This window comes from Pyxidicoccus sp. MSG2, assembly GCF_026626705.1.
Classification (GTDB): Bacteria; Myxococcota; Myxococcia; order Myxococcales; family Myxococcaceae; genus Myxococcus.
The window spans coordinates 5,344,779-5,358,451 of record NZ_JAPNKC010000001.1 but is presented as its reverse complement, the minus strand read 5'-3'; the positions used below and the strand labels follow the sequence as shown (position 1 = coordinate 5,358,451).

Here is a 13,673-nt window from a genome sequence, read left to right as displayed (position 1 = left end):
TCAGGCCATCGCCGGGCTCTGGGTCATGCGGACCTCGTCGCGCCAGGCCTTGTAGTGGATGCGGCCCAGCGGGTTCTCATGCATGCCCTTGGGCGAGAGCGTGCCGATGATGTCCACGGCCTCGGAGCCGTCCGGGGCGGAGTGGGTGCGAAACTCGACGCACAGTCCGAACAGCGGCACCGGCAGTCCGTGCCACCGCACACGGTGGCCTCGCAGGGACACGCCGCCGTCCTCCAGCACGCGGACGTCCAGCTCCACCTCCAGTCCGTGCTCGACGAAGACCTCGTAGAGCCGGCCCTTGCGCACGACGAAGTCGGAGTCGAACACGCGCAGCACGCCGTCGCAGTACAGCTCACGCACGAAGTGCATGGAGCCGTCCACGCGGCGGAAGGTGCGGAAGCGCGAGGGGAAGGCCCGTGCACCGTGCTCGGAGACACCCTGCCCGAGCAGCCGCGTGGCCACCCATGCGATGCCCCGGGCCATCCGCGTGCGCAGCTCCACGGAGGCACTCACGGCCCACGCACCGGGGTTGCTGTAGAAGCGCACCACGCGAGGGTCCACGCGCGCCACGTCCGCACCGAGCGTCGCCGCGAGCAGGGGCCATGCCTCCGCGGGGCCCACGCGCTGGCCGCGGTGGAGGGCGCGCACGCCCCGGCGATACACACCAGCCGCGGCCCACGCGGTGACGAAACTGGAGAGCAGCAGCCAGGCCGTGCGCCGCTCGTCCACCAGTCCCGGGTACTCCGGCCAGCGAGGGAAGAGCACCGCGCGAGCGGTGGCGAGCGCATAGTGCTGGAGCAGGCTCCACCCGGCGCGCAGCAGTCGCCTCAGTGTCACGGCCATGCCGTGAGCCATCGCCGCCTCACCCGACACCGCGCCAGCGAGGGCAGGCTGGTCGAAGAAGCGCGAGCCGAGCGTCATCTCCAGGTGCTGCACGAGCAGCCGCCACAGCGGCTCACCGTCATGGGCCCGTGCCTCCATGAGGAAGGCCGCTTCGTGTCCGGCTTCGCGTGCCTCGGCGGCGTCCTGCAGGTGGGCTTCAATCCACCGCTCGTCGCGAATCTCCAGGGGAAGTCCTTCGGCACAGGCCCGCGCGTACGAGGCCCAGGCCGCAGTGCGCGGCCGTCCGATTGAGTCCACCGGCAGCACCGCCGCGCCCAGTCGGGCGAACGGAGCGGACACGCCCCAGAAGCGGCCGAGGGCCACGGCGCTCGCGACGAGCAGGTGCACCCGGGCCATGCGGCAGGGGTGGGCCCGGTAGAAGTCCGCGAGCAGTGCCACCGCCAGGCGGGATGCCCGCTGACGCTGCACGAAGGCCCGGAGCGCTTCTTCCGAAGATGCACCGGGCAGCCACTTCCGTGCGTCCGCGAGCTCTACAGCGGCAATGCCCTCATCGGCATCCTCCTGTCCCTGTTCCAGCGGGCACGAGCAGTCATCGCGGAGCACGCCGACGCCGTGCTGCCGTCCTCGCGCGGAAGGTCCGTCGTCACCGACGGCGCGCGGGGTCTCACTCGCTCTCATGAAGCCCTTCCTCCGGAATCCCTCCACCCCCTCCGCCGAGGCCGAGCCGCTCATGGCGATACCTCCACAAGTTCTCCACAGGAGGGCGCCGCCTCACGGTGCTCATTGCCGGAGCCGAGCCAGCTCCGTGCCGCACCCGGAGCGGGCGCCCTGCCCAGCACGCGCGCGAGGACGAACAGCGCGAAGCGCCACCGCGAGCGGCCCCGGGCCGGCGCGCCTTCATCCCCCGCGCACCACTGGCGCAGTGTCTCGAAGCCCCACTCCGTGCCCAGCCGCATGATCGGACGGAACAGCACCGCGTCGAGCAACTCGCCCACCACGCCGTGTCGCGTCTGGTAGTCGAACACCGTCTTGAAGAACGTTCCCTCCGCCCTGCGCTCGTAGAGCCACAGACCGCGGCCCTTGAGGATGAGGCTGCGGAAGTCGTCCGAGCCGAACTCGAAGGTGGAGCGCACCAGCGGCGTGTTCGCGAGGTAGCGGCCCCAGCCCTTCACCTCCATTCCGAAGCCCAGGTGCGTGCGGTAGTCCATGAGGTGGAAGCCGCGCGAGTCGCACTCCGGCAGGTAGCGGATGGAGGTGAAGCGCACGTCCCATTGCGTGTGCAGCTCCGGCTCCTGCGTGCGCTCCCACACGGTCTCGACGGGGGCGGGGATGAGCGCCTCCACGACGATGCGGCGCGGAGGCGGCTGCTTCGGAAGCGAAGCCACCGGCATGCGGCGGAACGCGAACCACCGCGCCAGGTCCCGAGCAAACGAGGCCAGCGCCACCACGCCCATCACCGTCATCAGCGTGCGTAGGGCCACGGGGACAGCGGGCGGGTCCACGCGAAGGCCGGTGGGCAGGAGCCGGTCGGGCCACACGACGTGGAAGATGGACATGAGGTACAGCCCGACGAGCACGCTGAGCACCACGTGCATGAAGTACTCGCCGCGAGGCAGGCCACCCTGGGGTGCGCGGCTGTCGCGCTCCTCCCAGACATCGGCCCAGGCGACGAAGACATCCGCCGCGTAGAGCACCGCGAGCAACCCCAGCGCCGCGCCCTGGAAGCGCAGGTGTGGCACCCAGAGGAACTGGAGCCCGTAGATGACGTGGCGCACGGTGTGCCAGAGAACTTCCCGCTGGCACTCGGCGCGCTCCTGGAGGCGGCTGCGCCACGTGTGGAAGTAGAGGACGTCGAAGGCGCCCAGCAGTCCGATCGCCAGCAGCAGGTAGAAGGCGGCAGTCATACCCGGCACCTGTGCAACGGGGCGGCCAGCGCCGCGAGGTACCCCAACCGTGCGAAACCTCAGGGCGTCACGGGGTCCACGGCACCGTCACTGTCAACGCCGTGGACAGTGGTGACAACGCGGGTGCCGCGAGTCACCGCCCCCGTGACAGGTCCAAAATGCAGCCCTCGCGAAGCCACCCGTGCGCATCCACCGTGAGCGGTGCACCCACGGCCACCACTCGTTCCGGCGCCTTCCGCGTCAGCCACCCCAGCCAGGCACACAGCGCCGCATCGAGCTGGTCATGCGTGGGCAAATCCCCCTCCGGAAAGCGCAGCCCGTTCTCCTCCAGCACCGCGCGCCGCCGCTCACGCCCGTCGCGTGACGCCTTTGCCCCCAACTTCTCCACAGCCAACTCCCGCCACGTCGCGCCGGGGAACGCCTCGAACAGCCGCGCCTCACGGACGGATGCCGTGTCCACGTCCAGCATCGGCAACCCACCCCGGGCCCGCAGTCCGGCGAACAGCAGCACGCTCCCGCGCACGAACCCACAGAACGGGCGCCCCGGCACGGGCAGTACGTCCGGCGTCCTCCCAGGAGCCCGCAGCAGCCGCTCCGCCTCCCTCACCTGTGCCCCCGGCCGTGCCAGCGCCTGCGGTCCATCCACGACGAGCACATCCTCCGCGCCCACGGGGAACGCCGCCGCCAGCACGACGGGGTTGAAGTCACCGCCCCTTGACGGAGGCGCGGGCCACCGGGCCTCGGAGAAGCGCACCCGTCCGCGCGTGTCGACCTCCGCGATGTCCACCGGGCGACACGCGCGCGAGTACGGGTCCGTCAAATCCCAGCCCACGAAGCGCACGCCCTCCTCATGCACCGGGAGTGCTGCGCCGTCCACCTCAACCCGTTACATCTCCCGCCCTCAGTCCCCAAGCAGGACACACGAGGTGGCACGCACATGAATTACCGGCAGCTGGGCCGCACCGGCCTCTATGTCTCGGAGCTGTGCTTCGGAGCCATGACCTTCGGCGGCGAGGGCTTCTGGAAGGTCGTCGGCACGCAGGGCCAGGAGGAGGCGGACAAGCTCGTGGGCCGCTCCCTGGACGCGGGCATCAACTTCTTCGACACCGCCAACGTCTACTCCAATGGCGCCTCCGAGCAGCTCCTCGGCAAGGCGCTGGGCGCGAAGCGCTCCAACGTCGTGCTGGCCACCAAGGTCCGCGGGCGCATGGGTCCGGGCCCCAACGAGCTGGGCCTGTCGCGGGGCCACATCATGGACTCCGTCCACTCGAGCCTGAAGCGCCTGGGTACCGACTACATCGACCTGTACCAGATTCACGGCTACGACCCCGTCACGCCGCTGGACGAGACGCTGCGCGCGCTCGACGACCTCGTCAGTCAGGGCAAGGTGCGCTACCTCGGCGCGTCCAACCTGGCCGCGTGGCAGCTCATGAAGGCGCTGGGCATCAGCGAGAACAAGGGCCTGGCCCGCTTCGAGTCGCTGCAGGCCTACTACACCATCGCCGGGCGCGACCTGGAGCGCGAGCTGGTGCCGCTGATGAAGGACCAGCACCTGGGCCTCATGGTGTGGAGCCCGCTGGCCGGTGGCTTCCTCAGCGGCAAGTACCGCCGCGAGCAGCAGGGCCCGCAGGGCAGCCGCCGCGTCGACTTCGACTTCCCGCCCATCAACAAGGACCGCGCCTATGACGTCATCGACGTGATGGACGGTGTGGCGAAGGAGCACAACGTCTCCGTGGCGCGCGTGGCGCTCGCGTGGCTGCTGCACCAGCAGCACGTCACCACCATCATCATCGGCGCGAAGAACGAGCAGCAGCTCGAGGACAACCTCGCGGCCACCACGCTGAAGCTGACGCCCGAGCAGCTCAAGAAGCTCGACGCCGTCTCGAAGCTCCCGGACGAGTACCCGCAGTGGATGCTCGAGCGGCAGGGCGCGGACCGCGTGCCCCCCGCGAAGTAGCCTTCAGTTCCACGGCAGGGAGGAGCGCTTCGCCCAGTAATCGCGAGGCGCCTCCACCAGGCCGTGCAGTCGTGAATCCAGCTTCGCGCTCCAAGGCACGGAGCGCGCGGCCAGGTTGTCCCGGAGCTGCTCCACGGTGGAAGCGCCGCTGAGCACCACGGACACCCACGGCTGCGCGAGCACCGCGGCGAGCGCGAGCGCATCCGGTGTCACGCCGTGCTCGGAAGCCAGCTCGCGCAAGGGGCGCAGCTCCGGGCTGGAGTCGCGCGAGGTGAGCCGGCCATTGGCCACGGCCTCCTTGACGATGACACCCCAGCCAGCGGCGTGGGCCTCCGCGAGCGCGGGCCCGGCGGAGCGCTCCAGCAGGTTCCACGTGGCCTGCACGCAGGAGAACACCGGCGCTCCGTCCACGCGGACCTCCAGCGCGCGCCGCAGCACGTCCGCCTGCGAGGCACCGCTCAAGGACAGTCCCACCGCCAGCCCCTGCTCCCTCAACCGGGCCAGCGCGGAGAGGACGGCGGTGTCTCGCAGCACGCCGCTCTCAAAAGTGGCGGAGTGAATCTGGTACAGCGCCAGGTGGCGGCCGAGCAGCGCGCGGCTCTCCCCGAGCTGCCGCTGGAGCGTGGGCAGGGTGTGGTCCTTCACCTCGTGGTGTTCGGCGCGGACCTGCCAGTCGGCGGTGTACGTGTAGCCCCACTTGGAGCCCACGGTGACGTCCCCGGCGCGCAGCCCGCGCGCGGCGAGCCACGAGGCGAGGAACGCCTCCGCGCGGCCGTACGAGCGGGCGGCGTCGAAGTAGCGGACACCGGCGTCATACGCGGCATCCAGCACCGCATGGGCCTGGCGCTCCATGGCGGGGACGGAGCGGTCCTCACCGAAGTCCGCGCCATGGCCGAGGGTGATGTAGCCCGGCCGGCCGAGCGCGGCGAGTCCGAGGCCCAACGAGGAGACGGGCGGCCCGTGAGCACCGAGGGTCCGAGTCATGCGACCCTACGTAGCGCATCCAGAAATTCCACGGCCGCGCGGTGACGCGACACGTCGAAAGCCAGACAGGTTTCCGAGCGGCCCTTGTTGTTGACACTGTGCCAATAAGCTCCCATCATCATTCTCACGGGAGCACGGAGGTTCCCATCCATGAGCTACCAACACATCCGGTCTTCCCTCTCGGGCCGGATTGCCACGCTCGAGCTGCACCGCCCCGAAGCGCGCAATGGCTTCACGGTGACCATGGCGGACGAGCTCGCCCACGCGCTCGACGCCGCGGATGCGAACGAAGACGTGCGCGTGGTCATCCTCACCGGCGCCGGCAGGGACTTCTGCGTGGGAGCGGACCTCAGCGGCCAATCGCTCGAGGTGATGAACGAAGAGGTCCTGGCGCGCGGCTGGATTGAGCCGGCGACCCGCGTGACGCGCCGGATGTTCGCGCTGCGAAAGCCGGTCATCGCCGCCGTCCATGGCGCCGCCGTGGGTGTGGGCTCGACGATGATTCTCCCCGCGGACTTCCGCCTCGCCGCGAAGGACAGCCGCTTCGGCTTCGTCTTCAGCCGGCGTGGCATCTATCCGGAAGCGGGCTCGAGCTGGTTCCTGCCGCGCATCGTCGGAATGGGGCGCGCGCTCGACTGGATGGTGAGCGGCCGGCTCATCCCCGCGGAGGAGGCGCTCGGCGCGGGCCTGGTGCGCTCCCTCCACGAGCCCGAGGCCCTGCTCGACGCCGCCCATGCGCTCGCCCGCGAATTGGTGGAGACCACCGCGCCGGTGTCCGTCGCCGTCATCCGGCAGGAGCTCTACCGGATGAGCGCGCTTCCTTCGCCCGAGCCCGCCTTCGCGCTCGACAGCCGGCTCATCGCGAGCCTGGGTCAGAGCGCGGACGCGGTGGAGGGCGTGATGTCCTTCCTGCAGAAGCGGCCCGCGAAGTTCCCCCGGACGCTCGGGGAGGACCTGCCGGCATTCCTCCCCTGGCTGGAGGGGCAGTCATGAGCTCCGCCGAAGCTCCACGCTGGAAGCGGCTCGAGCCGGACACGCGCCGGGAACAGATTCTCGAATGCGCCGCGCGGCTGTTCGGCGAGCGCCCGTACGCGGACGTCTCCACCACGGACATCGCCCTGGAGGCAGGCGTCGCGCGGGGGCTCATCAACCACTACTTCGGGCAGAAGCGGGACCTCTACTTGAAGGTCGTGAAGAGGATGCTGCTCATGCCTGGCCTGGAAGAGAACGTGCCCATGACCGGGAGCTTGAGGCAGCGGGTGGAGCGCAGCGTCGAGTGGTACCTCAACACGGTGGCGACCTACGGAAAGACGTACGTGGCCGTCACCGGTTCGGGGGGCATCGGCTCGGACCCGGAGGTGGACCGCATCATCGCCGAGGCGGACGACGTGGCCTCCTTGAAGACGCTCGAGTTCCTGGGCCTCAAAGTGGAGGTCGGAAGCGACGCACGGCACCGGGCGATGATGCGCTCCTACGCCGGCCTGGTGAAGGCCACCATCCGCGAGTGGATTCGCGGTGGGACGCTCTCCCGCGAGGACGCGCACCTGCTCCTGAGCGAAGCGCTCATCACCATCGTGCGCGACGTGTTCCCCCAATTGGCTCACCAGTCCGGTCCCGAGCGTGGCGACGCGAAGGCGCCGAAGACGGGGCCCAAGCGGGGAAGGGAAGAGCCATGACTCTCAAGCCGCTCGCGGGACGCACGTTGTTGATGTCCGGGGGAAGCCGCGGCATCGGGTTGGCGATTGGCGTCGCGGCGGGACGGCTGGGCGCCAACGTCGCGCTCCTGGCGAAGACGGACACCCCGGACCCGAGGCTGCCCGGGACGGTGCACACGGCGGCCGCGGAAATCGAAGCCGCGGGCGGCCGGGCGCTCGCGGTGGTCGGCGACGTGCGCGACGAAGCGGACGTGCAGCGGGCCGTGGACGAGACGGTGGCGCGCTTCGGCGGCATCGACTTCTGCGTGAACAACGCGAGCGCCCTCGCTCCGCTCAAGACGGACGAGCTGTCCGTCAAGCGCTTCGACCTGATGCAGCAGATTCAACTGCGCGGGACGTTCCTCCTGACGCGCGCGTCGCTGCCGCACCTGCGGCGCTCCTCCCAGGCGCACATCCTCTCGCTGTCGCCGCCCGTCAACCTCGCGCCGCACTGGATGGGGAAGCACCCGGCGTACACGCTCGCCAAGTACGGGATGACGCTGCTCACGCTCGGCTGGGCCGCGGAGTTCGCCGAGGCTGGCATCGCCGCGAATGCGCTCTGGCCCCGGACGCTCATCGCCACCGCCGCGGTGAAGAACCTGCTCGGGGGCGACAGTTCGATGGAGCGGGCCCGCGCGCCGGACATCATGGCGGACGCGGCCGTGGCCATCCTCCAGCGCCGGCCGCGCGAGTGCACCGGCCACACCTTCATCGACGAGGACGTCCTCCGTGCCGAGGGCGTCACCGATTTCACGCGCTACGGCGGCGGGCCCGACGTCCTGCTCGACCTCTACGTCGACCCCTGAAGAGAAACACCCCACACAGCACGCAAGGCCAATGACTCGGAGGAGGTACCCATGGGTCCGTCCCTCGCAGCCCTGGAAGCGCAGTGCCAATCACAGGCGGACAAGCTCACGCTGCCGCTCCTGCTCAAGCGCAATGCCGAGGAGTACGCGGGCGAGCCCGCCCTCACCGCCGGAGACAGGACGCTCACCTGGGCCTTGCTGCGTGAGCAGACAGCCGTGCTCTGTCGGGGGCTCGGCGCGCTCGGGCTGAAGCGCGGCGAGCGGATGATGATCATGATGTCCGGCCGGCCGGAGCACTGGGTCATCGACTATGCGGCGGCCCACCTCGCCGCCATCCCCTGCACCGCGTACCAGACGCTGAGCACCGAGCAGATAGGCTATGTCGCGCGGCACAGCGCGGCCACGGTGGTGGTGCTGGAGGGCGCGGACGAAGTCTCACGGTGGCTGCCGGTGCTCGACACGCTCCGGGCGCTCAAGCGGGTCATCGTCGTCGACGCCTCGGCGATTCCCGCCGGGGATGCGCGCTTCGTCTCCTACGCCCAGGTCGAAGCCGAGGGACGCGGGCTGCACGAGGCGGACCCCGCCGTCTTCGAGGACGGCTGGAAGGCCATCCGGCCCGAGGACCCCATCTCGATGATCTACACCTCGGGCACCACCGGTGACCCGAAGGGCGTGGTGCTGAGCCACCGCAACGCCTTCTACGAGGCCGTCGCGGTGGACCTCTGCGCCCCCGTCCCGATGCGGGTCTCCTCCATCGCCTACCTCCCGCTGGCGCACATTGGCGAGCGCGAGCTCGGCCTCTACCGCGCACTCTACAAGGCGCTGCACGTGCACATCTGCACGGACCCGGCGGGCGTGATGCCGATGCTGGCGCGGGCGCGGGCCCCCGCGTTCTTCGGCGTACCGCGCCTGTGGGAGAAGCTCGCCGCGGGCCTGCGGGCGAAGCTGGACATGCTCGAAGCGCCGAAGCGCGAGGCCATCCTCGCCGCCCACGCGGTGGCGCTGGAGGCCTTCCAGCTCGAAGGCTCCGGTAGGGCCGTGCCCCCGGAGCTTCAGCGGAAGGCGGAGGAGGCGGAGGCGCGAGTCCTGAAGCCCCTGCGCCAGACGCTCGGGCTGGACGCGCTGGTGTGGGCGAGCAGCGGCTCGGCGCCCATCCCCGTCGACATCCTCGAGTACCTCGGCGGCTTCGGCATCAAGGTGCTGGAGGTCTGGGGCATGAGCGAGACGACCGGCTGCGCCACCGTCAACACGCCCACGGACTTCCGCGTCGGCGCGGTGGGGCGGACCATCCCCGGGGTGCAGCTCCGGCTGGCCCCGGACGGTGAAATCTTCGTCCGCGGCCCCGTGGTGTTCCTCGGCTACCTCTCCGAGGACGGCCGGATTGTCAGCGCGACGGACAGGGATGGCTGGCTCGCCACCGGCGACATCGGCACGGTCGACCCCGACGGCTTCCTCTCCATCACCGACCGGAAGAAGGAGCTGATCATCACCTCGAGCGGGAAGAACATCGCGCCCTCGAAGATTGAGGGAATGCTGCGCGCGCACCCGCTCGTCGGTCAGGCGATGGCGATTGGTGACAATCGGCCCTTCTTGACGGCACTTGTGTCCCTCGACCCGGAAGCCGCGCCGCTCTGGGCCAGGGCCCGCGGCCTCGCGGCGCAGTCGCTCGTCGACCTCATGCGCGACCCGACGATTCGCGCAGAGCTCGACTCCCTCGTGGCCAGGACCAACGCCCGGCTCTCCCGGGCGGAGCAGCTCAAGCGCTACGACGTGGTCCCCGAGGCGTGGTCTCCCGTGACGGGCGAAATCACGCTCACCCTCAAGCTCAAGCGCCGCGTCATCCTCGAGAAGTACGCCGAGCGCATCGCCTCGCTCTACGCAAACGCCTGAAAGGGCCTCCAATCCCATGCACGCGAGAACCCCGGAGCAAGCCTCCTTCGCCGCCGCCATCGACGCGTTCTGCCGCGACAAGACGGGGACGCGCGCGCAGCGCGACGCGCTGACCCGCAACGGCACCGAGGCCCACAACCCCGCCCTCTACGCGCAGATGGCGGAGCTCGGCTGGCTCGGGGTGGGCCTGCCGCTGAAGTACGGCGGCTCGGGCGGCGGCATGGCCGACATGTGCCTCTTCGCAGAGCGCACCGCGTACGGGCTCGCCCCGGTGGGGGGCTATGTCACCACGGCGGTCGCCGCCGGTCCGTACGCGAAGTTCGGAACCGAGGCCCAGCGCGAGAAGGTCCTCGGCGGCATCGTCCAGGGCCGGGTGGAGGCCATCTCCATCTCCGAGCCTGGAGCCGGCTCGGACGCCGCCGCCATCACCTGCCGCGCGACGCGGACGCAGGGTGGTTTCGTCATCAACGGGCAGAAGACCTGGTGCTCCAACGCGCACCTCGCGGACCACATGCTGCTCGTGGCTCGCACGAGCACCACGGGCTCGCGGCATGAGGGACTCACGATGTTCTGCGTCCCCACCGGCACGCCCGGGGTGGAGATTCGCGGCATCCCCACGATGGCGGGCAGGGACGTCAATGACGTCTTCTTCACCGACTGCTTCCTGCCGGAGAGCGCCGTCGTCGGCGCCGTGGACCAGGCCTGGCCGCAGTTGATGGCGGGGCTCAACAGCGAGCGACTCATCCTCGCGGCCACCATGCTCGGCCGTGGCCGGCGCGCGTTCGACGACGCCGTCACGTACGTGAAGGAGCGCAAGCAGTTCGGCAGGCCGGTGGGCTCGTTCCAGGCGCTCAAGCACCGCATCGCGGACCTGGCCACCGAGCTCGACTGCTGCGAGCTGCTCCTCTACCGCGTGGCCGCGATGGCGGACGAGGCGCCCGAGCGGATGCTCCCTCGCGAGGCCTCCATGGCGAAGCTGAAGACGACCGAGACGGCCAAGCGCGTGGCGCTCGAAGGCATGCAGATGATGGGCGGCTACGGTTACGCCACTGAGTACGACATGGAGTCGCACCTGCGCGCCACGGTCATCTCCACCGTCTACGGCGGCACGAGCGAAATCCAGCGCGACATCATCGGCAAGACGTTCGGGCTGTAGAACGGAGAGAGACGGACATGACGGCACGTTCTCGGTGGAGCTCGGACGAGCTCGAGCAGGTGCGAGGCCTCGCGGCCAGCTACTTCACGAAGGAAGTCCTCCCCAACGTGCCCAAGCACGTGGCCCAGGGGTATCCGGACAAGGCGCTCTACCGGCGGGCGGGCGAGCTGGGGCTGCTCTGCATGTCCATCCCCGAGGCCTACGGCGGCGGCGGTGGCACCTTCGCGCACGAGGCGGTCCTCATCGAGGAGCAGATTCGCGCCGGAGACCCGTCCATGGGCTTCGCGGTGCACTGCACCATCGTCGCGCACTACATCCTTGCCTACGCGTCCGAGGCCCAGAAACAGAAGTGGCTGCCGAAGCTCGCCAGCGGTGAGTGGGTGGGCGCCATCGCGATGACGGAGCCGGGGACGGGCTCGGACCTCCAGGCCATTTCCACCCGCGCGGTGCGTGAAGGCGACTTCTACCGGGTGAGCGGGGCGAAGACGTTCATCTCCAACGGCCACGTGTGCGACTTCCTCATCATCGCGGCGCGGACGGGGGACGCGAAGGGCCACGCCGGCATCTCCCTGCTGTGTGCCGAGGTCTCCGACACCACGCCCGGCTTCCAGCGGGGTCGCATCCTCGAGAAGCTCGGCGGGAAGGGCCAGGACACCACCGAGCTCTTCTTCGATGACCTGAAGGTCCCCGCGGTGAACCTGCTCGGCGGCGAGGAGGGCAAAGGCTTCATCCAGCTCATGCAGCAACTCCCCCAGGAGCGGCTGAGCACGGCGCTCATCGCCATGGCGAGCCTGGAGCGCGCCGTGGAGGTCACCATCGACTACACGAAGCAGCGGCACGTCTTCGGCAAGCCGCTTTTCGCTCTGCAGAACACGCGCTTCGAGCTGGCCGAGTGTGCGACCCTGAGGCGTGTCTGTCGCACCTTCATCGACGACTGCATCGAAGCCCACCTGGCGGGCAGGCTTGATGTGACAACGGCGGCCATGGCCAAGTATTGGGTGACGGACCAGGCCTGCATCGTCGCGGACCGGTGCCTGCAGCTGTTTGGCGGCTACGGGTACATGAAGGAGTACCCCATTGCCCACCTGTTCGCGGATACGCGAGTGTTGCGAATCCTTGCTGGCGCCAACGAGGTCATGAAAGAGCTCGTCGCCCGTTCCCTGTAGACCCCTTCCACCCACTCCTCCAAGGAGGCTCCTGGTGAGCCAAGAAGCTTTCATCTTCGACGCCGTTCGCACCCCTCGCGGCAAGGGCAAGAAGGGCGCGCTGCATGGGACCAAGCCCATCTCGCTGCTCGTCGGGCTGGTGGATGCGCTCAAGAAGCGCAACCCGGGCCTGGACCCGAAGCGCATCGACGACCTGGTGCTCGGCATCGTCTCCCCCGTGGGTGACCAGGGCGCGGACATCGCCCGGACGCTGGTGCTCGCGGCGGGCCTTCCCGAGACGGTCGGTGGCGTGCAGCTCAACCGCTTCTGCGCCTCCGGCCTGACGGCGGTGAACATGGCCGCGCAGCAGGTGCGCTCGGGCTGGGAGCACCTGGTCATCGCGGGCGGCGTGGAGAGCATGTCGCGCGTGCCCATGGGCTCGGACGGCGGCGCGTGGGCCATGGACCCCGCCACCAACTACGACACGTACTTCGTGCCGCAGGGCATCTCCGCGGACCTCATCGCGACGATGGAGGGCTTCACCCGCGAGGACGTGGACCGCTACGCCGCGCGCTCGCAGGAGCTGGCCGCGAAGGCCTGGGCCGGCGGGTACTTCAAGAAGTCCGTCGTCCCCGTGGTGGACCAGAACGGCCTCACCATCCTGGACCGCGACGAGCACATGCGCGCGGACACCACGGTGGCCTCGCTCGGCAAGCTCAACCCGTCCTTCGAGGGCATGGGTGAGATGGGCGGCTTCAACGCGGTGGCGCTGCAGAAGTACCACTCCGTGGAGCGCATCCATCACGTGCACACGCCGGGCAACTCGTCCGGCATCGTCGACGGCGCGGCGCTGGTGCTGGTGGGCTCGGAGCAGGTGGGCAAGTCGCTCGGCCTGACGCCGCGGGCGCGTATCGCCGCCGTCGCCACGTCTGGCGCGGAGCCGACCATCATGCTCACCGGTCCGCTGCCGGCCACGAAGAAGCTGCTCGATATCGCCGGCCTCACGCCGAAGGACATCGACCTCTTCGAGCTCAACGAGGCCTTCGCCTCCGTGGTCCTCAAGTACCAGAAGGACCTCGGCATCCCGGACGAGAAGCTCAACGTCAACGGCGGCGCCATCGCCATGGGCCATCCGCTGGGCGCCACGGGCGCGATGATTCTGGGCACGGTGGTGGACGAGCTGGAGCGCCGCAAGGCGCGCCGCGCGGTCGTCACCCTCTGCGTCGGCGGCGGCATGGGCGTGGCCACCCTCGTCGAGCGCGTCTGATTCCTTCCTCTTCTTTCGACACCCTTT

The 13,673-nt window shown here is 69.8% G+C and carries 12 protein-coding genes; 8 read left to right on the top strand and 4 right to left on the bottom strand.

All coding sequences use genetic code 11. From position 1 onward, the window contains the following. The 3 genes from OV427_RS20750 to OV427_RS20740 all read right to left on the bottom strand — a co-directional run bounded on the left by OV427_RS20750 (nt 1) and on the right by OV427_RS20740 (nt 3,624). Nucleotides 1-1,521, bottom strand: coding sequence for a DUF4166 domain-containing protein (locus OV427_RS20750; RefSeq protein WP_267857872.1), 1,521 nt, complete (start codon nt 1,519-1,521; stop codon nt 1-3). Nucleotides 1,522-1,571: 50 nt separating this feature from the next. Next, a complete protein-coding gene (locus OV427_RS20745) occupies nt 1,572-2,747 on the bottom strand; it encodes an SRPBCC family protein (protein WP_267857871.1) in 1,176 nt (391 codons plus the stop codon). A 133-nt stretch (nt 2,748-2,880) separates the two neighbouring features. Continuing rightward, the gene (locus OV427_RS20740) at nt 2,881-3,624 is read right to left on the bottom strand and encodes a DUF429 domain-containing protein (RefSeq protein WP_267857870.1); all 744 of its coding nucleotides are present in this window, start codon (nt 3,622-3,624) and stop codon (nt 2,881-2,883) included. A gap of 60 nt (nt 3,625-3,684) precedes the next feature. Between OV427_RS20740 and OV427_RS20735 the strand changes: the two genes are divergently transcribed. After that, entirely contained in the window at nt 3,685-4,704 is a 1,020-nt protein-coding gene (locus tag OV427_RS20735; protein ID WP_267857869.1) for an aldo/keto reductase, read from the top strand. A gap of 3 nt (nt 4,705-4,707) precedes the next feature. Here the strand turns inward: OV427_RS20735 and OV427_RS20730 are convergent, their stop codons facing one another. After that, nucleotides 4,708-5,688: an aldo/keto reductase gene (locus OV427_RS20730; protein ID WP_267857868.1), complete on the bottom strand. Its 981-nt coding sequence runs from the start codon at nt 5,686-5,688 to the stop codon at nt 4,708-4,710. Nucleotides 5,689-5,838: 150 nt separating this feature from the next. On the opposite strand from OV427_RS20730, the gene OV427_RS20725 reads away from it, so the two are divergent. Genes OV427_RS20725 through OV427_RS20695 form a run of 7 tightly spaced genes read left to right on the top strand, consistent with a single transcriptional unit; the run spans nt 5,839 to nt 13,646 of the window. Then, nucleotides 5,839-6,681 (top strand): enoyl-CoA hydratase-related protein, encoded by an 843-nt coding sequence (locus OV427_RS20725; protein WP_267857867.1) that lies wholly within the window; start codon nt 5,839-5,841, stop codon nt 6,679-6,681. Then, nucleotides 6,678-7,364 carry a TetR/AcrR family transcriptional regulator gene (locus tag OV427_RS20720; RefSeq protein ID WP_267857866.1) on the top strand — a complete coding sequence of 229 codons (687 nt, stop codon included), beginning with the start codon at nt 6,678-6,680 and terminating at the stop codon, nt 7,362-7,364. The genes OV427_RS20725 and OV427_RS20720 overlap by 4 nt, the downstream gene beginning before the upstream one ends. Beyond that, nucleotides 7,361-8,188 (top strand): SDR family oxidoreductase, encoded by an 828-nt coding sequence (locus tag OV427_RS20715; RefSeq protein ID WP_267857865.1) that lies wholly within the window; start codon nt 7,361-7,363, stop codon nt 8,186-8,188. The genes OV427_RS20720 and OV427_RS20715 overlap by 4 nt, the downstream gene beginning before the upstream one ends. A gap of 51 nt (nt 8,189-8,239) precedes the next feature. Beyond that, nucleotides 8,240-10,078: an AMP-dependent synthetase/ligase gene (locus OV427_RS20710; RefSeq protein WP_267857864.1), complete on the top strand. Its 1,839-nt coding sequence runs from the start codon at nt 8,240-8,242 to the stop codon at nt 10,076-10,078. 16 nt (nt 10,079-10,094) lie between these two features. Continuing rightward, on the top strand, nt 10,095-11,234 hold the full coding sequence (locus tag OV427_RS20705) for an acyl-CoA dehydrogenase family protein (protein WP_267857863.1): 1,140 nt from the start codon (nt 10,095-10,097) through the stop codon (nt 11,232-11,234). 17 nt (nt 11,235-11,251) lie between these two features. After that, nucleotides 11,252-12,400, top strand: coding sequence for an acyl-CoA dehydrogenase family protein (locus OV427_RS20700; RefSeq protein ID WP_267857862.1), 1,149 nt, complete (start codon nt 11,252-11,254; stop codon nt 12,398-12,400). A gap of 34 nt (nt 12,401-12,434) precedes the next feature. Continuing rightward, a complete protein-coding gene (locus tag OV427_RS20695; RefSeq protein WP_267857861.1) occupies nt 12,435-13,646 on the top strand; it encodes an acetyl-CoA C-acetyltransferase in 1,212 nt (403 codons plus the stop codon). Nucleotides 13,647-13,673 lie beyond the last annotated feature (27 nt).

What these genes read in the sequence shown, in the direction of transcription:
- OV427_RS20700 (WP_267857862.1), top strand. Translation starts at nt 11,252, where the DNA reads ATGACGGCACGTTCTCGGTGGAGCTCGGACGAGCTCGAGCAGGTGCGA.
- OV427_RS20725 (WP_267857867.1), top strand. Translation starts at nt 5,839, where the DNA reads ATGAGCTACCAACACATCCGGTCTTCCCTCTCGGGCCGGATTGCCACG.
- OV427_RS20705 (WP_267857863.1), top strand. Translation starts at nt 10,095, where the DNA reads ATGCACGCGAGAACCCCGGAGCAAGCCTCCTTCGCCGCCGCCATCGAC.
- OV427_RS20720 (WP_267857866.1), top strand. Translation starts at nt 6,678, where the DNA reads ATGAGCTCCGCCGAAGCTCCACGCTGGAAGCGGCTCGAGCCGGACACG.
- OV427_RS20715 (WP_267857865.1), top strand. Translation starts at nt 7,361, where the DNA reads ATGACTCTCAAGCCGCTCGCGGGACGCACGTTGTTGATGTCCGGGGGA.
- OV427_RS20735 (WP_267857869.1), top strand. Translation starts at nt 3,685, where the DNA reads ATGAATTACCGGCAGCTGGGCCGCACCGGCCTCTATGTCTCGGAGCTG.
- OV427_RS20750 (WP_267857872.1), bottom strand. Translation starts at nt 1,521, where the DNA reads ATGAGAGCGAGTGAGACCCCGCGCGCCGTCGGTGACGACGGACCTTCC.
- OV427_RS20745 (WP_267857871.1), bottom strand. Translation starts at nt 2,747, where the DNA reads ATGACTGCCGCCTTCTACCTGCTGCTGGCGATCGGACTGCTGGGCGCC.
- OV427_RS20730 (WP_267857868.1), bottom strand. Translation starts at nt 5,688, where the DNA reads ATGACTCGGACCCTCGGTGCTCACGGGCCGCCCGTCTCCTCGTTGGGC.
- OV427_RS20710 (WP_267857864.1), top strand. Translation starts at nt 8,240, where the DNA reads ATGGGTCCGTCCCTCGCAGCCCTGGAAGCGCAGTGCCAATCACAGGCG.